This is a genomic window from Rhizobium leguminosarum bv. trifolii WSM2297 (assembly GCF_000271845.1).
Window position 1 is genome coordinate 1,884,301 of the sequence record NZ_JH719395.1, and the last position, 22,314, is coordinate 1,906,614.

21 protein-coding genes and 1 pseudogene are annotated in these 22,314 nt (G+C 61.9%); 6 read left to right on the forward strand and 16 right to left on the reverse strand.

The features are described from left to right. Positions 1-9 precede the first annotated feature (9 nt). On the reverse strand, positions 10-270 hold the full coding sequence (locus tag RLEG4DRAFT_RS24545) for a DUF2164 domain-containing protein (RefSeq protein ID WP_003580835.1): 261 nt from the start codon (positions 268-270) through the stop codon (positions 10-12). Between the two features lie 133 nt (positions 271-403). Between RLEG4DRAFT_RS24545 and RLEG4DRAFT_RS24550 the strand changes: the two genes are divergently transcribed. Further along, positions 404-1,135, forward strand: coding sequence for an AzlC family ABC transporter permease (locus RLEG4DRAFT_RS24550; RefSeq protein WP_003580837.1), 732 nt, complete (start codon positions 404-406; stop codon positions 1,133-1,135). 3 nt (positions 1,136-1,138) lie between these two features. Then, positions 1,139-1,447, forward strand: coding sequence for an AzlD family protein (locus tag RLEG4DRAFT_RS24555; protein ID WP_003580839.1), 309 nt, complete (start codon positions 1,139-1,141; stop codon positions 1,445-1,447). 36 nt (positions 1,448-1,483) lie between these two features. On the opposite strand, the gene RLEG4DRAFT_RS24560 is transcribed toward RLEG4DRAFT_RS24555, so the two are convergent. Continuing rightward, positions 1,484-3,319, reverse strand: a complete 1,836-nt coding sequence (locus RLEG4DRAFT_RS24560) for an aminopeptidase P family protein (protein ID WP_037094781.1) — start codon at positions 3,317-3,319, stop codon at positions 1,484-1,486. 278 nt (positions 3,320-3,597) lie between these two features. On the opposite strand from RLEG4DRAFT_RS24560, the gene RLEG4DRAFT_RS40995 reads away from it, so the two are divergent. Continuing rightward, positions 3,598-3,771: a hypothetical protein gene (locus RLEG4DRAFT_RS40995; RefSeq protein WP_003580843.1), complete on the forward strand. Its 174-nt coding sequence runs from the start codon at positions 3,598-3,600 to the stop codon at positions 3,769-3,771. A 495-nt stretch (positions 3,772-4,266) separates the two neighbouring features. Here the strand turns inward: RLEG4DRAFT_RS40995 and RLEG4DRAFT_RS24565 are convergent, their stop codons facing one another. Together RLEG4DRAFT_RS24565 and RLEG4DRAFT_RS24570 are read right to left on the reverse strand one after the other, a co-directional pair. Next, a complete protein-coding gene (locus RLEG4DRAFT_RS24565; RefSeq protein WP_003580846.1) occupies positions 4,267-5,145 on the reverse strand; it encodes a 50S ribosomal protein L11 methyltransferase in 879 nt (292 codons plus the stop codon). Positions 5,146-5,213: 68 nt separating this feature from the next. After that, positions 5,214-5,816 carry an SCO family protein gene (locus RLEG4DRAFT_RS24570; RefSeq protein WP_003580848.1) on the reverse strand — a complete coding sequence of 201 codons (603 nt, stop codon included), beginning with the start codon at positions 5,814-5,816 and terminating at the stop codon, positions 5,214-5,216. A 145-nt stretch (positions 5,817-5,961) separates the two neighbouring features. On the opposite strand from RLEG4DRAFT_RS24570, the pseudogene RLEG4DRAFT_RS39190 reads away from it, so the two are divergent. Together RLEG4DRAFT_RS39190 and RLEG4DRAFT_RS24580 are read left to right on the forward strand one after the other, a co-directional pair. After that, a pseudogene (locus tag RLEG4DRAFT_RS39190) lies at positions 5,962-6,402 on the forward strand (methyl-accepting chemotaxis protein); the annotation flags it as partial. A 2-nt stretch (positions 6,403-6,404) separates the two neighbouring features. Beyond that, on the forward strand, positions 6,405-6,875 hold the full coding sequence (locus RLEG4DRAFT_RS24580) for a chemotaxis protein CheW (RefSeq protein ID WP_003565015.1): 471 nt from the start codon (positions 6,405-6,407) through the stop codon (positions 6,873-6,875). Positions 6,876-7,168: 293 nt separating this feature from the next. Here RLEG4DRAFT_RS24580 and RLEG4DRAFT_RS24585 read toward each other — a convergent pair whose 3' ends face one another. Together RLEG4DRAFT_RS24585 and RLEG4DRAFT_RS24590 are read right to left on the reverse strand one after the other, a co-directional pair. Then, positions 7,169-7,660 (reverse strand): CreA family protein, encoded by a 492-nt coding sequence (locus tag RLEG4DRAFT_RS24585; protein WP_003580850.1) that lies wholly within the window; start codon positions 7,658-7,660, stop codon positions 7,169-7,171. Between the two features lie 77 nt (positions 7,661-7,737). Beyond that, positions 7,738-8,328, reverse strand: coding sequence for a 3'-5' exonuclease (locus tag RLEG4DRAFT_RS24590; RefSeq protein ID WP_003580852.1), 591 nt, complete (start codon positions 8,326-8,328; stop codon positions 7,738-7,740). Positions 8,329-8,611: 283 nt separating this feature from the next. Here RLEG4DRAFT_RS24590 and RLEG4DRAFT_RS24595 point away from each other — a divergent pair, with 283 nt between their 5' ends. Continuing rightward, the gene (locus RLEG4DRAFT_RS24595; protein ID WP_003580854.1) at positions 8,612-9,148 is read left to right on the forward strand and encodes a GNAT family N-acetyltransferase; all 537 of its coding nucleotides are present in this window, start codon (positions 8,612-8,614) and stop codon (positions 9,146-9,148) included. 33 nt (positions 9,149-9,181) lie between these two features. On the opposite strand, the gene ligA is transcribed toward RLEG4DRAFT_RS24595, so the two are convergent. The 10 genes from ligA to aqpZ form a co-directional block, all read right to left on the reverse strand. Next, the gene (gene ligA / locus RLEG4DRAFT_RS24600; RefSeq protein ID WP_003580855.1) at positions 9,182-11,338 is read right to left on the reverse strand and encodes an NAD-dependent DNA ligase LigA; all 2,157 of its coding nucleotides are present in this window, start codon (positions 11,336-11,338) and stop codon (positions 9,182-9,184) included. A 381-nt stretch (positions 11,339-11,719) separates the two neighbouring features. Next, positions 11,720-12,256, reverse strand: coding sequence for a DUF6886 family protein (locus RLEG4DRAFT_RS24605; RefSeq protein ID WP_003580856.1), 537 nt, complete (start codon positions 12,254-12,256; stop codon positions 11,720-11,722). 68 nt (positions 12,257-12,324) lie between these two features. After that, positions 12,325-13,998 carry a DNA repair protein RecN gene (recN, locus tag RLEG4DRAFT_RS24610; RefSeq protein ID WP_003580857.1) on the reverse strand — a complete coding sequence of 558 codons (1,674 nt, stop codon included), beginning with the start codon at positions 13,996-13,998 and terminating at the stop codon, positions 12,325-12,327. 5 nt (positions 13,999-14,003) lie between these two features. After that, a complete protein-coding gene (locus RLEG4DRAFT_RS24615; protein ID WP_171898236.1) occupies positions 14,004-14,873 on the reverse strand; it encodes an outer membrane protein assembly factor BamD in 870 nt (289 codons plus the stop codon). Between the two features lie 244 nt (positions 14,874-15,117). Further along, positions 15,118-16,074 carry a UDP-3-O-acyl-N-acetylglucosamine deacetylase gene (gene lpxC / locus RLEG4DRAFT_RS24620; RefSeq protein WP_003580859.1) on the reverse strand — a complete coding sequence of 319 codons (957 nt, stop codon included), beginning with the start codon at positions 16,072-16,074 and terminating at the stop codon, positions 15,118-15,120. A 260-nt stretch (positions 16,075-16,334) separates the two neighbouring features. Continuing rightward, a complete protein-coding gene (gene ftsZ / locus RLEG4DRAFT_RS24625) occupies positions 16,335-18,047 on the reverse strand; it encodes a cell division protein FtsZ (RefSeq protein WP_003580860.1) in 1,713 nt (570 codons plus the stop codon). Between the two features lie 56 nt (positions 18,048-18,103). After that, positions 18,104-19,435 carry a cell division protein FtsA gene (gene ftsA, locus RLEG4DRAFT_RS24630; RefSeq protein WP_003565034.1) on the reverse strand — a complete coding sequence of 444 codons (1,332 nt, stop codon included), beginning with the start codon at positions 19,433-19,435 and terminating at the stop codon, positions 18,104-18,106. Next, complete coding sequence (locus RLEG4DRAFT_RS24635) at positions 19,432-20,364, reverse strand: cell division protein FtsQ/DivIB (RefSeq protein WP_003580861.1); 933 nt, start codon at positions 20,362-20,364, stop codon at positions 19,432-19,434. Before RLEG4DRAFT_RS24635 ends, ftsA begins: the two co-directional genes overlap by 4 nt. Continuing rightward, positions 20,352-21,278 carry a D-alanine--D-alanine ligase gene (locus RLEG4DRAFT_RS24640; RefSeq protein ID WP_003580862.1) on the reverse strand — a complete coding sequence of 309 codons (927 nt, stop codon included), beginning with the start codon at positions 21,276-21,278 and terminating at the stop codon, positions 20,352-20,354. Before RLEG4DRAFT_RS24640 ends, RLEG4DRAFT_RS24635 begins: the two co-directional genes overlap by 13 nt. Positions 21,279-21,562: 284 nt before the next feature. Beyond that, positions 21,563-22,249, reverse strand: a complete 687-nt coding sequence (aqpZ, locus tag RLEG4DRAFT_RS24645; protein ID WP_003580863.1) for an aquaporin Z — start codon at positions 22,247-22,249, stop codon at positions 21,563-21,565. Positions 22,250-22,314: the final 65 nt, after the last annotated feature.

Consider the following 22,314-nt stretch of genomic DNA (forward strand, 5'->3'; position numbering starts at 1 on the left):
GAGTTCTGATCAGCCTTCGGGAAACTGGGATTGTTCTTCTCTCTCAAGGAGATGAATATCCTCGGCCACATCTTCCATTCGCTTCAGCAAAGCGGCTTGGGCATCTCTCAGGCCTCGATTGTAGAAGTATGGCCCAATCTCCTCGGCGAAGAAATCGAGCAGGAATTCCGCCGGCAACGCGCCGATGGGATCGAGTTCCCGGTCGAAATAAGCGCGGATGCGCGAAACGATCTCAACCTTTTCTTCCCTAGAAAATTCGATCTTCTTCATACGTGCCTCTTTGCGAAAAGCGGTCAGGACCTTGATGGTTCAGCGAAATCGATTGGTCAATCAACGAAATTCAATTGCCGTTTCAAGCCATAGTCCATAAGTGAAAGCTGAATTTCCAACAGGATCACCCCATATGAATCGCGCCGACTTTGTTGAAGGTTTGCGGGGCGGCTCCGCCGTTGCGCTGGCATCGGCGCCCTTCGGCGCACTGTTCGGGGCGCTCGCGGTCGAAAACGGCTTGTCGCTTCCCGAGGTCGCCTTCATGAGCGCCACTGTCTATGCCGGCGCCAGCCAGATGGTCGGCATCGAACTCTTCGGCCACAATGTCCATGCCTGGCTGATCGTGCTGTCGATCCTCGCCGTCAATTTCCGCCATGTGCTCTATTCAGCGGCCTTGGCGCGCTACATCGGCCACTTCACGCCGGTCCAGAAATTCTTCACCTTCTTCCTGCTCGTCGATCCGCAATTTGCCGAAGCGGTGAAGCGCAGCGAGGCCGGCAGACCGCTGACCTTCGCCTGGTATTTCGGTTTCGGCATCATCATCTACATTCCTTGGGTGCTGATCAGCGTCGGCGGCGGCATGCTCGGCGGCTTCATCGGCGATCCCAAGGCGATCGGCCTCGATATCCTGCTGCCGGCCTATTTCCTCGGCATTGTCCTCGGCTTCCGCAAACGCGACAATTTCCTGCCGGTGGCGCTCGTCAGCGCGGTGGCTTCCGTGCTTGCCTATCGCTATGTCGGCTCACCCTGGCATGTCAGTCTCGGTGCGGCCGCCGGTATCGTGCTCGCCGCGCTGCTGCCATTGCCGCCACAGGAGCCCGATCTCGAAGCCGCTGCCCTGCAATCCGAAATGCACGAGGTCTGAGCCATGGAATTCGATCTTCACATGGCGCTCGTCATCCTCGCGGCCGCAGCCGCGACCTTTGCCACCCGCATCGGCGGCTATATCCTCATCACCCGGATGAAGAGCATACCGCCGCGCATGGAGGCGGCGCTGAATGCCGTACCGGCCGCCGTGCTGACAACGCTGGTCGCACCGGCCTTCTTCATCGGCGGCTGGGACTCGAAGCTGGCGCTGATCGCCGCCCTCTTCGTCGGCCTGCGTTTCACCCATACATGGATGCTGGTTGCCGCCTGGATTGTGGTGATGACCTGGCGCCACACGATCGGGGTCTGAGCGCTAGCGGCACGGCCAGCGCCCAGGCACTTTCCCTTAGTATTCCAGCGGCAGCGTCGCGTTTTCGAGCCACGCCTTGACATCGTGACCGTGGATCAGCGGCATCAGCGCTTCGCGAGTGCGGCTGTGATAGTCGTTGAACCAGTGCAACTCGTCATGGGTGAGAAGCTCTGGAATGACGAGACTGCGGTCGATCGGGCAGAAAGTCAGCGTTTCAAAGCCGAGCATGGCCGCATCGCCGCCATCGATCTCTTCGGCAGCGCGCACATAGATCAGGTTCTCGATGCGGATGCCGAAGCTGCCGGGCCGGTAATAGCCAGGCTCGTTCGACAGGATCATACCGGGCAGCAGTTCCTGCGTCGAAAGCCTGGAGATGCGCTGCGGCCCCTCATGCACCGAGAGATAGGAGCCGACGCCATGGCCGGTGCCATGGGCGAAATCGGCGCCGGCCCGCCACAAAGCGATGCGGGCCAGCGGATCGAGGTCGCAGCCGCGTGTGCCTTTCGGGAAACGCGCCGTGCTGATCTGGATCATCCCCTTCAGCACCAGCGTGAAGAAGCGGCGATGCTCTTCCGAGACGGTGCCGATACCGACCGTGCGTGTGATGTCGGTCGTGCCGTTGATATATTGCGCGCCTGAGTCGATCAGGAAAAGTTCGCCGGCTTCGATTATCCGGTTGGTTTCGGTGGTCACCCGGTAATGCATGATCGCCGCATGTTCGCCGGCACCGGAAATCGTGTCGAAGGAAATGTCCTTCAACGGGTTCTGCATGTTTTGGCCGACGCGGGCGCGCGCCGCTTCGAGATGCTCTGCGGCGGCAATCTCGCTGACCGTGCCGGGTTTTGTCTGCGACAGCCAATAGAGAAATTCCACCATCGCCGCCCCATCCTGCAGATGCGCGGCGGCCGAGCCGTTGATCTCGACCTCGTTCTTCACCGCGCGCGGCAGCTTGGCGGGATCAGTACCCTCCACCACTTCGCCGCCCGCCTTGCGGATGATCTCGGCCAGCGCATAGGAGGCGATATCGGGGTCGATCAGCACACGGCCGCCGTCCCTGGAAACGGCAGCGAGCCTCTCCTCCAGCGCCGACGGCGGCAGCTGTGTGCAGATCTGCGCGAGATAGGCCTCAGGCTCGATGCCGGTCTTGCGCTTGTCGAGGAAAAGATCGGCCCGCCCGTCGGCATGGACGATAGCGCGCGCCAGCGGATGCGGCGTATGCGGCACGTCGGCGCCGCGAATATTGAAGGTCCAGGCGACCGAGGAGGGATCGGCAATCAGCACTGCCGCCAGATTCTTCTTCGAAAGGTCGGCGGCGATCGTCGCGATTTTATCCCTGGCAAGCAGGCCTGCCTGCGCGACATTCTGGATGCTGACCGCGCCGAGCGGCTCGGCCGGCCGGTCGCCCCAGAGCCTGTCGAGCGGATTGTGCGGCAGGAAGACCAGCGTGCCGCCGATCTGCGAAAGCGCTCGTTCCAAACGGCGCACCTCGGCACCCGCATGCAGCCAGGGATCGATGCCGAGCCGAAGCCCCTTGGCTCCGTTTGCGGCCAGCCAGAGATGCGGCGGCTCGTTGACGAGATCGCCGCCCGAGAAGACCGCCCCGTCGACCTGATCGGCAAGCTGCGTCACATAGCGCCCGTCGACGAAGACGATTGCCTGCGTGCGCAGGATCATCGCAATGCCGGCCGAGCCGGTGAAACCGGTCAGCCATGCCAAGCGCTCCGAACATGCCGGAACATATTCGCCGTTGAACTCATCGGCACGCGGCACGAGGAAGGCGTCGATGCCGAGCGAATCGAAAGCAGCGCGCAGCGCCGATACGCGATCCCTGCCGAATTGCGGCGTGGAAGTAACCTCGAAAGACTGAAACATACTGAAAACCCGAATGGTTGAGACGAATCCGGCAAATGGGATGCCTGCCATGTTAGCGAAATTTCAATCGATGGGGAGAAAAAGCGACGAAACGACTCGAAACCCTCGATGCCGCCCAATATTTTGACAGAACTGTGACGCGAAAAGTTAATTTGGCACGCTTTATGCATTAGCCGCATGGCTCCCATGAGCGAAACCCTCTGCCTCCGGATTTCAAAATAGCTATATAGCAGCCATCGAACGGTTCGCGATGAACCGGCAACAAAGGAATTTTTGAAATGACCGCCTCTCTCTCGCGCTTCGCATATAGCAGCCCGGTGCAGGCTGGCGAACGCCAGACCGTGCGTCACGTGATCGGCGCCCGCCGCCCGCAGAACGAGGACAGCCTCAAGCTGCTCGGCGCCGGCCAGCGCGCCGCCCGCCACAAGGGCACCCCCAGCTACGCGTTCTAAGTCTGAAAGCCCGTCCGTCTCCTCCCTCCCGGACCGGCCTATTGGAATGCAGTAGAGCCCGCTCGAGCGCTCCTCCTCCTTGAGCTCGCGGGCATTGACCGGATAGACCGGTCCAAGGCGGTGCCATCGGCACCGCCTTTTTTGTTTTTGGAAGACTTTCCTTCAAGATAGAGCGAGAAGCGGTTTCATTTCCGATGCCATCCATCAATTTGGCCGGAAGTTTGGCAAAGCGCCACTCCACCCTCCCTCATTCCTGTGCTTGTCACAGGAATCCAGTGCGCCCAAGTCCTTGGGCGCGGAAGACTTCCTCGCAGGTGTGAACGTTATTCACCGCGCGGACGCGCGGTGGCTGGATTCCTGTGACAAGCACAGGAATGAGGGAGGAGAAATGCATGCTCCTATCCGCACAAACTGACTTCGTGAGGGTGGGGAGGAGACGTTACACCTCAAGCAAGACAGTATTGCAGGACAAGCCCCTCGCCTCACCACCCAAAATCAGGGCCGATCGAAATGGATCGTCACCCAGCCGTTCCGCCAGATCGTCCGGACATGCCGGAGCCTCGCGCCGCTATAGGCGGCGATCACCTTCCAGCGCTGCGCCGCGAGAATCCCCGAAAGGATGACCGATCCGCCGGGCGCCAAATGCGTCGCAAGCTTCGGCGCCATGCGGATCAGCGGCCGAGCGAGAATGTTGGCGATGATGAGATCGAAGGGACCATGCTCGGAAAAGGCCGTCGAATGAAAGCCAGGCGCGGTCCGGGTGACGACGCCCGAGGCGATGCCGTTGCGGCGCACGTTTTCTGCCGCCACCCGCGTCGCAATCGGGTCGATGTCGGTCGCCAGCACCGGTATGTTCTTAAGCTTGCGCACTGCAATCGCCAGCACGCCGCTACCGGTACCGAGATCGAGCGCGTTGCGGACCGGACGCGAGCGCACCACGGCGTCGATCGCCTCGAGGCAGCCGGCCGTCGTGCCGTGATGGCCGGTTCCGAAGGCCTGGCCGGCATCGATCTCGATGGCAATATCGCCGGGGCGCACCTTGTCGCGGTCATGTGAGCCATGCACCAGGAAGCGCCCTGCCCTGACGGGCTTCAGCCCCTCCAGCGACTTCACCACCCAGTCGACATCAGGGATGACTTCCCGCTCCAGCCGGCTATCGGGAAAGGCGGCCTGCAATGCGTCCTCGACGCGGGAATGCACTTCGGCCTCATCCTCGGCCATCATATAGATCGAGGCTTCCCAGATGTCTTTCTTCTCGTCGATCTCGGTGGTGCCGATGGCGAAGTCTTCTTCGCCGAAGACCGCGCTCAGAAGGTCGAGGATCTCTTCGGCCTTGCTTTCGGTCGTCGTCACGTAAAGGCGGATTTCACTCACGATAGGCGGTCTTTCCCGTTTCCGTTGCCCGCCACGGGTCGAGTCAACGCCCCATCACGTTGAAACCATCACCCCTTGCTGACGAGATTCTCCAGCTTCTTTACCGCCGTGTCCGGGTTTTCGCCATAGGCGATCGTTCCGGCAAACCGCCCGGCTGAATCGAGCAGGAAGACCGAAGCGGTATGATCCATCGTATAGTCGCCGTTCGGATCCTTCTCATCGACCGGCACCTTCTTGGCGTAGACGCGAAAACCCTTGATGACCTCGGCAATCTTTTCGGGCGCGCCTGAAATGCCGGTGATGCGCTTGGAGACGTTGGAAACGTACTCATTCATGATTTGGGGCGTGTCGCGCTCCGGATCGACGGTCACGAAGTAAGCCTGCAGCTTATCGCCCTTCGGATCGACCTTCTCCATCCAGCCGTTCAGCTCGAAAAGCGTCGTCGGGCAGACTTCGGGGCAATGGGTGAAACCGAAGAACAGCGCCGTCGGCTTGCCGCGCAGCGCCTGCTCGGTGATCGGCTGGCCGCTCTGCGAGACCAGGGTGAAAGGAACACCGAAGGGCGCCTCCGCCGCCACATCCCCCGATTTCAAAGGATACCACCTGACCCAGCCGAGAACTCCGGCAAGTATCAGGACACCGACCCAGACGGCGATGCGAAATGTCTTCATTGGAATGATCCTCGATCCCGGCGGTATGCGCCGCCGCCCCATGGCCCCCGCGTGATTATAGTCTCGGCCGGACGCGCGCAATTCAAGAATATGTTTTCTGACCCGTGATGAATTGCCTCACCTACTCGGATCGGCGGCGACGGTGGAAACGCGCGAACGCGCCACGGGCGCCGCCAAAAATATCAAGATCTTAATCGAACAATCCGGCGACGAGATGCGGATCGGCGGCGAATTGGCAACGGCTGCGTGCGAAGATGTTTTGCCGATCGGCGAACATGTTAAATCAATCGTAACCTCTACGCGCGAACAATCGGTTTAACTGAACGAAATCGATACGTCGATCAGGCAGATGGTCAGGTCACTGAGACGGCGGCCGCAAGCCATCGACGCGGAAAACGCGACTGATCAGTTTCAAGACCGGCAGGGCATGAGCGCCCGGCAAACGCCGCGAGAGGCAAATGCCGCCTCGCATTCGAGACCATCTCCCGCGCGCAGCCCGATCGGCAGTGCAGCGGGCGCCTTCAACGGCGGTTCTGCCGCCAAAGCCATCGCTTCTCCCGCCGGGGACAACTGGGAAGAATTCTGATCATGAACAACAACAATGCCATCAAGCAGTCGGGCTCTTATCTCGAAATCGTTTCGTTCCATCTGGGCGATCAGGAATTCTGTATCGACATCATGGCCATTCGCGAAATCCGCGGCTGGGCGCCGGTGACGCCGATGCCGCACACGCCGCCCTACGTGCTCGGCCTCATCAACCTGCGCGGCGCGGTCATCCCCGTCATCGACATGGCCTGCCGCCTCGGCATGAAGATGACCGAACCCTCCGAGCGATCGGCGATCATCGTCACTGACATCGCCGGCAAACTGGTCGGCCTACTGGTCGAGCAGGTTTCCGACATGATGACGATCAAGAGCGAAGACCTGCAGCCGCCGCCGGAAATCATCCCGGAAGCCCAGCGCGCCTTCTGCCGCGGCATCGTCGCACTTGAGAAGACCATGGTCTGCTTCCTGAACCTCGATACGGTTATCGCCGACGAACTGACGCAGGCGGCTTGATATTCTTTTATACTGATGTTGAAAGGCCCGGCTCGTCCGGGCCTTTTTGTTTGGAGAGACGCGATTCAACTCCATCTGCTCCGAGCCACGGTACACCCTCTCCTCCCTCATCTCTGTGCTTGTCACAGAGATCCAGCCACCGCGCGTCCGCGCGGTGAATGACTCTCCTGTCTCAAGAGAAAAGTCTCCCGCGCCCAAAGACTTGGGCGCGCTGGATCCCTGTGACGAGCACAGGGATGAGGGAGCTCGGGGAGAAGCCCCATACCTGCTCGATAAACCCGAAAACCTCGCCCCTACGGCTTCCCATTCTTCCACGTGACGTTCTGCCCATAGAGCGGAATCGTCGAGATCGACATCTTCGCCGAGCCATCCGTCAATTCCCTGGAATGGGCGAGATAGATGAGCGTGTCGTTGGTCTTGTCGTAGATGCGGTTGACGACCAGCGTCTTCCAGATCAGCGACATGCCCTGCCGGAACACTTCGCTGCCGTCCTTGGACAGGTCGATCTTGCCGATCTCGATCGGCCCCGTCTGCCGGCAGGCGATGGAATTGTTGGAGGGATCTTCGAACCAGTTGCCGTTCTTGAACCGGTCGATCAGGCTGCGGTCGAAATAGGTGACGTGGCAGGTGACGCCCTTGACCTCAGGATCGGAGACCGCCTCGACGATGATGTCGTTGCCGATCCAGTCGACCCCGACCTTGCCGACGACTTCGGCCGAGGCAGCACCGGCGGAAAGCGCGGCGAAGGAAAAGGCGGCGAGAAGAAGATTGCGCGGCTTGGACATGGCAGCTCCCTGAATGATCCGCACTCTACATAAGTGCGTCCCGATGCTTTGCAAGAAATGGCGGCCCGAGGAAACGATCAGCCTTTCCGGCAGGTGCAGGGCTCGTAGGCCCGTGCCGTCAGCCGGCCGGGCCGCATGCCGATCAATGCCGGTATGGCGTGAACGGCATTGGCCTTGACCGCCTTCGCCATCTCGATCGCCGCGGCCGCGCAGACGGCCGCATCCTCGGCGGCGTTGTGGTGCACGAAACGCAGGCCGAGATGTTCGGCGATCAGGTTCAGCCTATGCGAAAGGAAATGCGGCCAGATCCGTTGCGCCATCTTCAGGCTGCAGAGATAGGTCAGTTCCGGATAGGATTGCCGGTAGAGATCGAGGCTCGCCCGCCAGACGCTGAAATCGAAGGCGGCATTGTGCGCGATCATCGTCGCACCGCTGATATCCTCGTGGAACTCGTCCATCACCTCGGGAAACTCGGGCGCATCCTCGACATGCTCCGGCCGGATGCCATGGATCGCAACGTTCATCCCGGAAAAGCGCATCTCGCGCGGCCGGATCAGCCGTTCCTCGACGCGTGTGACCCTGCCCTCCTCGATCCAGGCAAGGCCGACGGAACAGGCGCTGCCGCGCTGTTCGTTCGCCGTCTCGAAGTCAATCGCGATGGTCTTCAAATCAGTAATCCGAATCATTTCCTGGAGAAAAGAAATACCGTCCTGCTTCCGGCCGCGCAAATTCGACACGACGCACGGTTGACTTTTCAACCCACATATCGAAACTTTCCGCCATGATCGGTTCCGTGACCATGGCAGCGCTTATCCATCACACCACGACCCTTGAAGGGTACGCGGGAGCGATGGTGCGTTAACAGCGATCCGATCATCCCGAAAACCCTGCCGAGGCGAGCAGGGTTTTCAGAAGAACTCGGCTTTCCTCCTGAAACCACGGAGAGTAGCCATGTCCGAAAATGAAGAGAATGAGCCTGGCCGCCGAGCGCGCCTGCCTGACGGCGTCCTTGTCCGCGCCGTCCGCCTATCCGATGCGGAAGAGATCACCGATCTGATCAATCTGCCGGGCTACCGGGCTGGCACATTGCGGCCGCCGTACCAGAGGGTGGAAGAGGTTCGCAAACACATGGAAAATCCATCGCCGGGCGCGCTGAACCTTGTCGTCACCCTCAATGGCAAGATCGTCGGCAATTGCGGCCTCAACCGGCTCGCGGGCCGCAGGCAGCACGTCGCCAGCATCGGCATGGGCGTGCATGACGATTTCACCGGCCGCGGCTTCGGACGGATCATGCTTGGCGCGATGGTCAATGCCGCCGACGACTGGCTGGATGTCAAACGGCTGGAACTGACGGTCTATATCGACAACGATGTCGCCATCGGCCTCTACCGGAAATTCGGCTTCGAGAGGGAAGGCCTGCTGAAGGCCTTCGGCTTTCGATCGGGGGAATATGTCGACGCCTATACGATGGCGCGGCTCAGCCTATGAGTGAACGAGGCTGACGGCACCGCCGTCAGTCTCTCACCCACTGATCAGCGCCAGCCACTCGTCCTCATCCATCGTCTGCACGCCGAGTTCGCGCGCCTTGTCGAGCTTGGAGCCGGCGCCCGGGCCGGCAACGACGATGTCAGTCTTCTTGGAGACCGATCCCGCCACCTTGGCGCCAAGGCTTTCCGCCCTCGCCTTCGCCTCGTCGCGGGTAAATTTTTCCAGCGAGCCGGTAAAGACCACAGTCTTGCCGGCGACCGGGCTGCCTGTTGTCACCGGCTGTTCGGCCTGCTGGGGCGTCACTTCCTCAAGCAGCCGGGTGATCACCTCGATATTGCGCGGTTCCTTGTAGAACTCCACCATGGCGCGCGCCACGACCTCGCCGATGCCTTCGATGGCGTTGAGATCGTTCCAGGCGTCGCCGGCAAGCGGTGCCGCCTCCTTCATCACGGTCGCAAAGGCTTCGTAGCTGTTATAGGAGCGCGCCAGCAGCTTCGCCGTGGTCTCACCGACGTGACGGATGCCGAGCGCGTAAATGAAGCGGTGGAGCGCAATGCTGCGCCGCTCGTTGATCGCCGCATAAAGCTTGCCGACGCTGACCTTGCCGAAGCCGTCGATATTCTCAAGCTTGGTCAGCGATTGCTGCTGGCGCCTCTCCAGCGTGAAGATATCGGGCGCGGTGCGGATCTGCAGTGACGCGTCCTCGTGTTCGAAGAAGAAATCGATCTGCTTCGAGCCCAGCCCTTCGATATCGAAAGCGTTGCGCGAGACGAAGTGCTTCAGATGCTCGGTCGCCTGCGCCCGGCAGATGAAGCCGCCGGTGCAACGGCGCACCGAATCCATCTTGCCGGTCTTCTCGTTGACCTCGCGCACCGCATGCGAGCCGCAGACCGGGCAGGTCTTCGGAAACTCGTATGCGCTGGCGGTGGCCGCGCGCTTTTCCATCACCACGTCAAGGATCTGCGGAATGACGTCGCCGGCGCGCTGGACGATGACGGTATCGCCTTCGCGGATATCGTGGTCCTCCGGACGGATGCGCTCGCCACTATTGCCGATGCCCTTGATATAGTCCTCATTGTGCAGCGTCGCATTGGTGACGACGACGCCGCCGACGGTGATCGGCTTCAGCCGCGCCACCGGCGTCAGCGCCCCGGTGCGGCCGACCTGGATCTCGATTTTCTCGACCTCGGTGAAGGCCTGTTCGGCCGGAAATTTATGCGCAGTCGCCCAGCGCGGCGAACGCGAGCGGAAGCCGAGACGCGCCTGCAGCTCGAGACTGTCGACCTTGTAGACGACGCCGTCGATGTCGTAGTCGAGATCCGGACGCTCGAGGCCGATCTCGTCATAATGCGCCAGGATGTCGGCCACCGAATTCAGCCGCTTCATCAGCGGGTTCACCGGAAAACCCCAGTCCTTGAAGGTCTGCACCATGGCAAACTGCGTATCGGCCGGCATTTCCGACATCTCGCCCCAGGCATAGGCGAAGAATTTCAGCTTGCGGCTGGCCGTCACCTTGGCGTCGAGTTGGCGCAGCGACCCGGCGGCCGTATTGCGCGGATTGACATAGGTCTGCTTTCCCTCCGCCTCCATCTGCCGGTTCAGCGCCAGGAAATCGCTCTTGGCCATATAGACTTCGCCACGGATCTCCACCACCGCCGGCACGCCCTTCGGCAGCTCATTCGGGATTTCTGCAATCGTCCGGATATTGGCGGTGACGTTCTCCCCCGTCGTGCCGTCGCCGCGCGTCGCGGCCGTCACCAGGCGGCTGTTCTCGTAACGGATCGACATCGACAGACCGTCGATCTTCGGCTCGGCGGTAAAGGCGATCGACTGGTCCGGCAGGCGGCCGAGGAAGCGATAGACGCCGGCGACGAAATCCTGCACGTCCTCCTGCGAAAACGTGTTGTCGAGCGACAACATCGGCCGCGCATGGACGACGGGTGAGAAGGTGACAGAGGGCGCCGCCCCCACATGCCGCGACGGGCTGTCCTCACGGATCAACTCGGGAAAGCGCGCCTCCAGCGCATCGTTGCGGCGCTTCAGCGCGTCGTAATCGGCATCCGAGATCTCCGGCCGGTCCTTGCCGTGGTAGAGCGCATCGTGATGCGCGATCTCCTTTGCCAGCCGCTCAAGCTCGGCGGCAACCTCTTCGATCGTCAACGTGTCGACGGCGGAACCTTCGGTGGACATGGAATATCACTCCAGGGAATCTGGCCAGAAAATCTCGATTGTTTTTAGAGCAAAATTTCTGGATGAAAAGAGAGGCGACGCCGGCTTTGCCGGGAAGATTGCCGTACAACATTGACGGGCCACTAATCCCTCCGCCCTCATTCCTGTGCCCGTCACAGGAATCCAGCCACGGCGCGTCTGCGCCGTGAATGACTATTTTGAAATAAGAAGGGTCTCTTGCGCCCAAGGACTTGGGCGCGCTGGATCCCGGTGACATCCCCCGGGGCAAAGCCCTGAGGACACAGGGATGAGGGAGTTCGAGGTGGGCGTTGGCGCCAGATTTCAGGCCCGTGAACTGCGCAGACACGCTGGAGTATCGTGCAGGCGTAACAGGAGATCGCCCTATCCGCCCCATTCCCAATCCCTCGCATTGCGCAACCGGATGCCGCTGACATGCAGGCTGGTGTCCCAGAGGCTCTTCAGCCGCCGCAAGCTGTCGACCACCCGAAGCTCCACCCTGCGCGGCGCAAACTCCCGATCGAGCCGTGACACGGCAATCCGCTCCATAGGAATGACGCGTCTGCGGGAAACCCACATGCCCGCATCGCCGAGATCCTCGAAATCCTCAGTCGGCATCTCATAGCGATGGATCGTCTCCGCTTCGAGCCGTTCCAGCCAACCGCGCTCGATGAAGGCCGCAGCCCGCCAATCGCCGAGCCAGCGCCGCCGCTCCGACTCCGGCGTTTCTGGCATCGCCCAGATCAGGATGCGCGGGCAGTCGCGCGGAAAGAGATACAGGAAGTCATGATCGCCATCGATCGCCCAGACGAGCGGACCGTTCAGCCATTCCCGGCCTGCCGGGCGGATGGAGGCAATGCGGACCGGGCGCGGTTCGAACACGGCAATGTCGGGATCATCGCTGAAGTGGAAAAGGCGCATCGCAACGGGTCACCACTGATCGGGAAGGCTGCACATAGCACGAAGCGAAACGCTGCCGGTTCGGACGATCAGCCGTTGCCGGCCAGCAGCCGTTTCGCCGCCGCCCTCGCCTCTTCGGTTACCGAAGCGCCGGCCAGCATGCGGGCGATCTCTTCGGTGCGATCCTTGTGCGCCATCGTCGCCACGCGCGTGGCGATCTTCTCCGATCCCTCGGCCGCCGGTCCCTTGGAAATCAACAGATGCGTCGCCGCCCTTGCTGCGACCTGCGGCGCATGCGTCACCGACAGCACCTGGACCCGCTCGGAGAGCCGCTTCAGCCGCTGACCGATCGCATCGGCCACGGCGCCGCCGACGCCGGTATCGATTTCGTCGAAGACGAGCGTCGGGGCCGATCCGCGATCGGCGAGCGCCACCTTCAGCGCCAGTAGGAAACGCGACAGTTCGCCGCCCGACGCGACCTTCATGATCGAGCCCGGCCGCGTGCCCGGATTGGTCTGGACATGGAACTCGACGACGTCGATACCTTCGGCGAGCGCCTCCTGCGCATTCGTGGTGATCTCGACCATGAAACGGGCGCGTTCGAGCTTCAGCGCCGGCAGCTCGGTCATGACGGCCGCAGCCAGTGCGGTGCCGGCGTGATGGCGCTTGTCGGAGAGTGAGCGCGCCGCCGTATCGTAATTCTCGTGCGCCAGGCCGACCTCGGCTTCGAGCCGGGCCAGCCTCTCCTCGCCCGCATCGAGGTCGGCAAGATCGGCGATCATGCGGACGGCGAGCGCCGGCAGCTCGGTCACGGGAACGGAATATTTGCGCGAGGCGGCTCTGAGCGCGAAAAGCCGCTCCTCCACCCGCTCCAGCTCTCTCGGATCGTACTCGGTCTTGCGCAGCGCCGCCTCGACTTCCATCTGGGCGTTGGAGAGCTGGTCGAGCGCGGCATCGAGCAGCGTCACGGTGTCTTCGAGCAGGCCCGGCGCCTCATGGCTCTTGCGCTCCAGCCGGCGTACCAGCGAGGCGATATGAGGCACGGGCGAGGCATTGCCGTTCAGGAACTCGGACGCCTCGGCAATATCGCCGGCGATTCGCTCGGCCTTCATCATCTTCTGCCGGCGATCGGCGAGTTCGTCTTCCTCGCCATCCTGCGGCGAGAGTTTCTCGAGCTCCTCGACGGAGGAGCGCAGATAGTCGGCTTCGCGCGCCGCGCCTTCCACCTTCTCGCGATGTTTCTTCAGCGTCCGCTCGCTGTCGCGCCACAGGCGATAGAGCCGGGCGACCTCCGAAACCTCGTCGGTAAGGCCCCCGAAGGCATCGAGCAGAGTGCGGTGGGCGTTGGTGTCGACAAGGGCGCGATCATCGTGCTGGCCGTGGATTTCAACCAGCATCTGACCCGCCTGGCGCATCAGCTGCACGCTGACCGGCTGGTCGTTGACATAGGCCTTGGTGCGCCCATCCGCCGATTGCTGGCGGCGGAAGATCAGGTCGCCCTCGTCATCGATGCCGTTTTCACGCAGGAGCTTGCGGGCGCCGTGATCCATGCCGACGTCGAACACCGCCGTCACCTGGCCCTTGTCCTCGCCATGGCGCACCAGGTCGCCGTCGCCGCGTCCACCGAGCGCCAGCGACAGGCTGTCGAGCAGGATGGATTTGCCCGCCCCGGTCTCACCCGTCAGCACGGAAAGGCCGGTCTCGAAGGCAAGATCCAGCCGCTCGATCAGGACGATATCGCGGATCGAAAGCTGGATCAGCATTGGATTTATGAACCGAGCAGGAGTTTCTTGCCTGCCGCAGCGATCCACGAGCCCTTGTTTTCCCGCGGCTCGGCGCCACCGGTCTGCAGCAGCTTGTAGGAATCGGCGTACCACTGGCTGTCGGGATAATTGTGACCGAGGACGGCAGCGGCCGTCTGCGCCTCGTCGACGATGCCCATCGCGTAATAAGCCTCGACAAGACGTGCCAGGGCCTCTTCGATCTGGTTCGTATTCGGATATTTCTCGACGACGATGCGGAAGCGCGAGATCGCAGCGAGATATTCCTTCCGCTCCATATAGTAGCGGCCGATCTGCATTTCCTTGCCGGCGAGCTGGTCGCGCGCAAAGCGGATCTTCGCCTGCGCGTCGTCGACATATTCGGAGTTCGGATAATTGTCGATGACGGCCTGCATCGCCTCGATCGTCTTGGCCGAGGCGCGCTGGTCCTGCGTCACGTCGACGATCTGCTTGGAATAGGTGAGACCGATAAGATACTGCACATAGGCGGCATCCTGGGACTTCGGATATTGCGACATGTAGCGGTTGCCGGAGGCAAGCGCATCGTCGAGCTTGCCCTGGCGGTATTTGACGAAGGTGCTCATCACAAGCGCCTTGCGCGCCCATTCGGAGAACGGGTTCTCGCGGTCGATGGCGTCGAACTTGCGCGACGCTTCCGCCATGTTGCCGGCCTTCATGTTGGCAAGGCCCTGGGTGTACAGCACGTCCGGTGGATCGGTTTCGAGACCGAGCTTGGTGATGTCGATGTCGGGGTCCGACTGGCAACCGGATATCGAGGCGCCTGCGCTGAGCACCAGAAGCGATGCGAACAAAGCACGCGCTGTCTTCATCATACCTTCAGATCCTGCATAACCCATTCGAAAGAACCCCACTGCCGCCGCTCGCTCCACGGCAGCCACGCCTCGCTGGCGTTTCTAGCCACAAATGTGCATCAAGAGCAACGCAATGATAAGGCATTAACGCATTTTTGTGGCAGCAGCCGGGGAATGACCGGCTTTTCCTCTTCTTCCCCGACCTGTGGCAGTAAAGCATCGGACCCCGCGGACATAAAAAAACCGCCTCCGGGAAAGAGGCGGCCTGGTCTTGAGAATGTGCTGGAGGTCATGCCGACCAGGGAGCGAATTCCGAAGCGCTGACCGCAATCATTTCGCGGGCGGCGACGCGCTGGCGCGGTGTCGACGTCTCCACCACCTCATAGGCGGAGGGATCGGCGAGCAGCGCCTTCAGCGCATTGGCATTCATCTTATGGCCGCCGCGATAGGAACGGTAGCAACCGATGAACTGAACGCCGGCAAGCGACAGATCGCCGACGGCATCGAGCGTCTTGTGGCGGACGAATTCGTCCTTGGCGTAACGCAGGCCTTCGACGTTGATGACGGTATTGTCATCCGAGATGACGACGGAATTTTCGAGCGACGAGCCGAGCGCGTGGCCCGAGGCCCAGAGACGCTCGACATCGCGCATGAAGCCGAATGTGCGGGCGCGGGAAAGCTCGGCCTTGAAGACGGCGGCGGTCATGTCGCCGGCCCACTTCTGCCGGCCGATCAGCGGGCAGTCGAAATCGATCTCGACTTCGAAGCGCGTGCCGTCATAGGGACGGAATTCGCTCCAGGAGCCGCCATGCTCGATTCGCACCGGCTTGGTGATCCGGATATAGCGGCGCTTGACGCCGAGCGAAACCAGACCGACCTGCTCGATCGCCTCGACGAAGGGCAGCGAGCTGCCGTCCATGATCGGCATTTCGGAGCCCTGCACCTCGATCACCACATTGTCGAGGCCGAGCGCATAAATCGCCGCCATGACATGCTCGATCGTCGCGACCGAATGGGCGGGCGAGAAGCCGAGCACGGTGCAGAGATCCGTATTGCCGACCTGCGAGGAGACGGCCTTGAGTTCGGTTATGTCACCATTGGCATGCAGGCGCTGGAAAACGACGCCGGTATCCGATTCGGCCGGGTTCAGCGTGATCGAGACATTAGCGCCCGAATGCACTCCGATGCCCGAAAGCGTCACGGGACGCGATACCGTCGTTTGAAAACCCAGCAAGCCAATTGCCATAAATTCTGCCTTTATTCTTCCGCACCGCAGTCTGCCCAATCGGCGCGGTCATCGTTCATTCTGTACAACGAGCCTGTCGAAAGGACCCGTGGGGCAGTTTCCTTGCACCATACTTACGTGTGCCGGCGCTCCAATCCAAATCACTGTTTCTTTCGCTTTGTTACGAAGTCACACGATTGAAATCGCTTGCGAATCAAGGGCTGAAAAACAGCAATGCCCGGGACCTTGATCCCGGGCATGAACGGTGCTGATTCAGCCGCTCAATTCGACTGGCGACGCAGGAATGCCGGGATTTCCAGCTGGTCGTCTTCCTGCATCATCCGGGCCTGCGGAACCGCCCGGCCCTGGTCGTCGAGATTGCCGCGGCGCGGTGCGTAGAGGCTTGCTTCAGGCGACAGCGGACGGCGCTGCTGTGAAGCGGCCGGCGGTGCTGCCGTCATGTCGGCGGCTACGGCTTCGTCGTCGCGGCGGCCAAGCGAATTGGTGATTCGCTTCAGCAGGCCCATCGGACCGCGCTCTTCCGCTGCATGCGCCGAAGCCGGCTGCGTGCGGTGGTCGAGTTCGGCCTGGACGACCGGCGGGAAATCCTCGACCTTCGGCATGCGCATCGGTTCGGGCGCCTGACGGATGATTGGCTCCTGCCGGACCGGCTGCTGCTGGACGGGCTGGCTCATGACCGGCTGGCTCATGACGGGCGCCGGAGCCTGCTGCTGCACCTGAGGACGCAGGACCGGAGCTTCTGGTGCAGGCGCGAAGATCTTGCTCTGCGGACGGAAGGTCTCCTGCTGTACCACCGGCTGTTGTACCGGTGCAGCACGCGGGGCCGGGAATTCGAGCTCGCGTTCCATCTCCGCTTCGCGGATGGTCTGCGCGATCGGATCGACGACCTTCGGTGCCTGCATTACGGGGGCAGGCTGAACTGCGGCCGCTGCCGGAGCAACAGCCGCGGAGGGACGGATAGCAGGCCTTGCGGCCGGCTGAAGGTTGCGCTCGGCCGCTTCGCTGATCGCCCGGTCGATGCCGGTTGCGACGACCGAGACGCGGATGATGCCTTCAAGCGATTCGTCGAAGGTGGCGCCGAGGATGATGTTGGCGTCGGGATCGACTTCTTCGCGGATGCGGGTTGCGGCTTCGTCGACTTCGAAGAGGGTGAGGTCGCGACCGCCGGTGATGGAGATCAGCAGGCCCTGGGCACCCTTCATCGAGGTCTCGTCGAGCAGCGGGTTGGCAATTGCGGCCTCGGCGGCCTGCAGCGCGCGGCCGGAGCCGGAGGCTTCGCCGGTGCCCATCATCGCGCGGCCCATTTCGCGCATGACCGAGCGGACGTCGGCAAAGTCGAGGTTGATGAGACCTTCCTTCACCATCAGGTCGGTGATGCAGGCAACGCCCGAATAGAGAACCTGGTCGGCCATCGCGAAGGCATCGGCGAAGGTCGTCTTGTCGTTGGCAATGCGGAAGAGGTTCTGGTTCGGAATGACGATCAGCGTATCGACAGACTTCTGCAGTTCCTGGATGCCCATCTCGGCCAGGCGCATGCGGCGCCCGCCTTCGAAATGGAACGGCTTGGTGACAACGCCGACCGTCAGGATGCCCTTGTTGCGGGCGGCCTGTGCGACGACTGGAGCAGCGCCCGTGCCGGTGCCGCCACCCATGCCGGCGGTGACGAAGCACATATGCGTGCCGTTCAGGTGATCGATGATCTCGTCGATGCACTCTTCGGCGGCCGCACGGCCGACTTCCGGCTGCGAACCGGCGCCGAGGCCTTCGGTGACGTTGGCGCCGAGCTGGATGACCCGTTCGGCCTTCGTCATGGTCAGCGCCTGGGCATCCGTGTTGGCAACGACGAAGTCGACGCCCTGGAGACCGGCGGTGATCATGTTGTTGACGGCGTTTCCGCCCCCGCCGCCGACGCCGAATACGGTGATGCGCGGCTTCAGCTCTGTGATGTCAGGCTTTTGCAGCTTGATGGTCATGGTACCTGTTCCTTCTCTCTCTGGCCGCATCGCCACGCCGGCCAATCACTCAATGTTCAGAAGCTTTCCTTCAACCACTGGCCCATCCGGGCTATGCGGCTGTTATTTCCTCCAAGCGACATGAGCAGACCGCTCTGTGACGCATGTGTCTCCATGTCCGCGACCTGCGGATAGATCATCAGTCCGACGGCCGTCGAAAAAGCCGGGCCCTTGGCCGCCGTCGGCAGTCCCGAAACGCCCATCGGTCGGCCGATGCGGACGTTGCGGGCAAGAATGCGCCGCGCCACATCGGCAAGGCCGGTCAGCTGGCTCGCGCCGCCGGTCAAGACGACGCGCTTGCCGACGATCGGGCTGAAGCCGGAGCGCTGGATGCGGTCGCGGATCAGTTCCATCGTCTCTTCGATTCGGGCCGAAACGATGCGCGACACCAGCGCCCGCGGCACCTGCGACGGCTGGTCGCGATCGTCCTCGCCGATCGGCGGGATCGAGATCAGCTCACGCTCGTCGGAAGAATTCGAGAGCGCCGTGGCATGCACGACCTTCAGCCGCTCCGCATCCTCGATGCGGGTCGACAGGCCGCGCGCCAGATCGGTGGTGACGTGATGACCACCGAGGCCGACGGCGTCGGTATGAACGAGCTTGCCCTCGGCAAAGACCGAGATCGTCGTCGTGCCGCCGCCCATGTCGATCGCCGCGCAGCCGAGTTCAACCTCGTCGTCGACGAGAGCGGCAAGGCCCGATGCATAGGGCGTCGCAACGATGCCCTCGACCGACAGATGCGCGCGGTTGACGCTGAGCTCGAGGTTTTTCAGCGCCGAACGCTCCGCCGTAACCACATGCATGTCGACGCCGAGCGCATCGCCATACATCGCCAGCGGATCGCGGATGCCGCGCTCGCCATCGAGCGAGAAGCCGGTCGCCAGCGAATGCAGCACAGAACGGTCCTGGCGCAGCGACTGCTGGCAGGCTGCCGACAACACCTTCTTCAGATCGTTAAGTTCGACTTCCTGACCGCCGAGATCGATCGTCGCGGTGTAGATGTCGCTGCCGAGACGACCGGCCGTCAGATTGACGATCAGGCTCTCGACGGTCAGCCCGGCCATGCGCTCCGCCGCGTCGACGGCGAGACGAATGACGCCTTCCAGCGCATCGAGATCGGCGATCACGCCGGTCTTGATGCCGCGGGAACGCTGGTGGCCGATGCCGATGATCTCGATATTGTGCGTGCGGCCCGGCAGGATCTGGCTTTCCTCGCGCGGCGTCAGCCGGCCGATCATGCAGACAACCTTGGTCGAGCCGATGTCGAGCACCGAGACGACATGCGACCGCTTCGACGAAAGCGGCTTCAGGCGCGGCAATCCGAAATGGGATGAACCGAACAAGCTCATATATTCTGCCCCGCCTTCTTCAATTCCTTGGTACGCTCCGTCACCGCCGTCTGTCGGCGGACCGCCGCCTCCGGCGTCAGCTGGATCGCGGTTCTGTCGGACAGCCTGAGATCGACCGCAGCAATGTCCCGCTCCAGGAGTTGATGCTCCTTGTCGAACTTCGAAAGCGTCGCCAGCGCCTGGTCGATACCGTCTTCCGGCAGCTTGACGACGACGCCGTTATCCATGTGCAGGTCCCAGCGCCGGCCTGATATCCAGACATAGGCCTTCACGCGGGCCTTCACGTCGGGCCACTTGGCGAAGGCGTCGCCGAGCGACGCCGCTGCCGTTTCCGCATCGCGGCCGACGACGAGCGGCAGCGCCGAAAACTTGTTGTCGCGCAGCGGTGCAATGACGCTGCCGTTCTTTTCGATCAGCGAAAGCTCCTGCCCGTGCTGCCAGATCGCATAGGCCTGGCGCTCCTTGAGTTTTACCTCGATCGTCTTGGGATAGACCTTGCGGACCTCGACGCTTTCGACCCAGGGGAGATGCGCGATCTTCCGGCGGGCGGCGTCAACGTCGAGGGCGACCAGCGAGGTGGTGCCGTCGAGGCCGATCAACTGCAGGATTTCGATTTCGGAGGTCTCCGAATTGCCGGAGACCTTCACGTCTTCGATCGCAAAACCCGCCGCCGTCGTCGTCGCCTGGGCGACGGCTTCCGTGTGGCCGCCAAGCGACATGCCGTAAAGCCCCGTCGCAGCCAGGAAAGCCAGCGCCGAAACCGTGCCCGTGTGGGCCGGGATGTAGATGCGGCCGCTGCCGAGGCTGATCAGGAAACGGGTAACGCGGCGCAGCGGACGCGGCAGCACGAACCGCTCTTCGGCTTCCATGACCGGAAGCACGGCATGATGGCTGGGGCGCCCTATCCTCTTGACTGTCAACGCAAACAAGACGCGTCCTCCACCATCCACCGGAGAAACTCACCAAAGGAATAGCCGGCATGACCGGCCATTTCGGGCACAAGCGAGGTTGGAGTCATGCCTGGCTGGGTATTGACCTCCAGCCAGATGATTTCGCCGTCTTCGGAGAAACGATCGTCGTAACGAAAGTCGGACCGACTGACGCCGCGACAACCGATTGCCTGATGCGCCCTTAGGGACAATGTTTGTATTTTTTGGTAAATATTCGGTGAAATTTTCGCCGGGATGACGTGTTTTGAACCGCCGGCCGCGTACTTGGAGTCGTAATCATAAAAATTGTGGCCCTGCGGCACCACCTCGGTGACGCCGAGCGCTGTCTCGCCCATGACGCCGCAAGTAAGTTCACGACCGTAGACGTAGCGCTCGACGAGCACCTCTTCGCCATAGTGCCACTCGGGCGAACTGACGACCTGCGGCGGATGCGCCTGATCTTCCGTGACGATGACGACGCCGAAGCTCGAGCCCTCACGCACAGGCTTCACCACATAGGGCGGCTTCATCGGATGCGCCGAGGGAAAGGCGAAACGATTGACGACTTGCGATTCGGCAACTGGAATGCCGGCGGCGGCGGCAACAAGCTTCGCCTTGTCCTTGTCCATCGCCAGCGCCGAGGCAAGCACGCCCGAATGAGTATAGGGGATTTCGAGATATTCGAGGATGCCCTGGATGGTGCCGTCCTCGCCGAACGGGCCATGCAGCGCATTGAAGACCACATCGGGTTTCAGCGCGGCAAGCTTCTCGGAAACGTCACGCGCCACATCGATGCACGTCACCTCGAAGCCCTCCGCTTCGAGAGCCTCTGCGCAAGCCTTTCCCGAGGAAAGGCTGACAGGCCGTTCCGAGGAAAATCCGCCCATCAGGACAGCGACATGCTTGCGACTCATCAACACCCCCAAAAATAACTTTCATTCTCGAAATCGACGCTTGCGCCAAGCTGTCGGCGCCGTTTCGGGCCTTTTGCCCGACCTGCATGCATTAGAGCATCATTATGGTTAATGAAGTGTTTACTTTCGTTAACTTCTCCTTCCCGGGGGCGGCAATTTTCCGTGCCGCGCACTTATTTTTTTGAGCTTCACGTCTTCGAAGTGATCTCAACCAATCTCTCAAGGCAGAAAAGCCCGCATGGGAAAACCATGCGGACTCAATAGGATAGCCTCAAATCTTGCAGTCAGTCGGCGTCGTCGAAAAACTTCCAGGCGAGGCCGCCGAGCGCCCCACCCGCAAGCGGTGCAATCCAGAACAGCCAGAGCTGCTGCAATGCCCAGTCGCCGACGAAAAGCGCCTGGCCGGTGGAGCGCGCCGGATTGACCGAGGTATTTGTCACGGGGATCGAAACGAGATGGATCAGCGTCAGCCCGAGGCCGATCGCCAGCGGCGCGAAGCCTGCAGGCACCCGGCTGCCGGTCGATCCCAGGATAATGATCAGGAAGAACATTGTCAGCAGCACTTCGATCAGCAGCGCCGAAAGCAGCGAATAACCGCCCGGGGAATGATCGCCATAACCGTTGGCGGCAAAGCCGCCGAATTCGAAACCCGCCTTGCCGCTGGCAATGAGATAGAGCAGCGCGGCCGCGGCGACGGCGCCGACCACCTGAACGACGATATAGGGAAGGAGGCGCGCGGCGGGAAACCGTCCGGCAACGTTCAGGCCGAGGGAGACGGCGGGGTTGAAATGACCGCCCGAAATGCCGCCGACCGCATAGGCCATGGTGAGCACGGTCAGGCCGAACGCAAAGGCCACGCCGGTAAAGCCGATACCCAGTTCGGGATAGGCTGCGGCAAGCACGGCGCTGCCGCATCCGCCGAAGACCAGCCAGAACGTGCCGAGAAATTCCGCAACAAGACTCTTTTGCATGCGCGCCTCCTAATCCTCAACCAGAGAGTTCATAGTGAATCTGCCGCAATTCGAGTCCGGTCAAG

Coding starts and splice junctions, on each gene's coding strand:
- RLEG4DRAFT_RS24545 (WP_003580835.1), bottom strand. CDS start 270: ATGAAGAAGATCGAATTTTCTAGGGAAGAAAAGGTTGAGATCGTTTCG.
- RLEG4DRAFT_RS24550 (WP_003580837.1), top strand. CDS start 404: ATGAATCGCGCCGACTTTGTTGAAGGTTTGCGGGGCGGCTCCGCCGTT.
- RLEG4DRAFT_RS24555 (WP_003580839.1), top strand. CDS start 1,139: ATGGAATTCGATCTTCACATGGCGCTCGTCATCCTCGCGGCCGCAGCC.
- RLEG4DRAFT_RS24560 (WP_037094781.1), bottom strand. CDS start 3,319: ATGTTTCAGTCTTTCGAGGTTACTTCCACGCCGCAATTCGGCAGGGAT.
- RLEG4DRAFT_RS40995 (WP_003580843.1), top strand. CDS start 3,598: ATGACCGCCTCTCTCTCGCGCTTCGCATATAGCAGCCCGGTGCAGGCT.
- RLEG4DRAFT_RS24570 (WP_003580848.1), bottom strand. CDS start 5,816: ATGAAGACATTTCGCATCGCCGTCTGGGTCGGTGTCCTGATACTTGCC.
- RLEG4DRAFT_RS24580 (WP_003565015.1), top strand. CDS start 6,405: ATGAACAACAACAATGCCATCAAGCAGTCGGGCTCTTATCTCGAAATC.
- RLEG4DRAFT_RS24585 (WP_003580850.1), bottom strand. CDS start 7,660: ATGTCCAAGCCGCGCAATCTTCTTCTCGCCGCCTTTTCCTTCGCCGCG.
- RLEG4DRAFT_RS24595 (WP_003580854.1), top strand. CDS start 8,612: ATGTCCGAAAATGAAGAGAATGAGCCTGGCCGCCGAGCGCGCCTGCCT.
- ligA (WP_003580855.1), bottom strand. CDS start 11,338: ATGTCCACCGAAGGTTCCGCCGTCGACACGTTGACGATCGAAGAGGTT.
- RLEG4DRAFT_RS24605 (WP_003580856.1), bottom strand. CDS start 12,256: ATGCGCCTTTTCCACTTCAGCGATGATCCCGACATTGCCGTGTTCGAA.
- recN (WP_003580857.1), bottom strand. CDS start 13,998: ATGCTGATCCAGCTTTCGATCCGCGATATCGTCCTGATCGAGCGGCTG.
- RLEG4DRAFT_RS24615 (WP_171898236.1), bottom strand. CDS start 14,873: ATGGGTTATGCAGGATCTGAAGGTATGATGAAGACAGCGCGTGCTTTG.
- lpxC (WP_003580859.1), bottom strand. CDS start 16,074: ATGGCAATTGGCTTGCTGGGTTTTCAAACGACGGTATCGCGTCCCGTG.
- ftsZ (WP_003580860.1), bottom strand. CDS start 18,047: ATGACCATCAAGCTGCAAAAGCCTGACATCACAGAGCTGAAGCCGCGC.
- ftsA (WP_003565034.1), bottom strand. CDS start 19,435: ATGAGCTTGTTCGGTTCATCCCATTTCGGATTGCCGCGCCTGAAGCCG.
- RLEG4DRAFT_RS24640 (WP_003580862.1), bottom strand. CDS start 21,278: ATGAGTCGCAAGCATGTCGCTGTCCTGATGGGCGGATTTTCCTCGGAA.
- aqpZ (WP_003580863.1), bottom strand. CDS start 22,249: ATGCAAAAGAGTCTTGTTGCGGAATTTCTCGGCACGTTCTGGCTGGTC.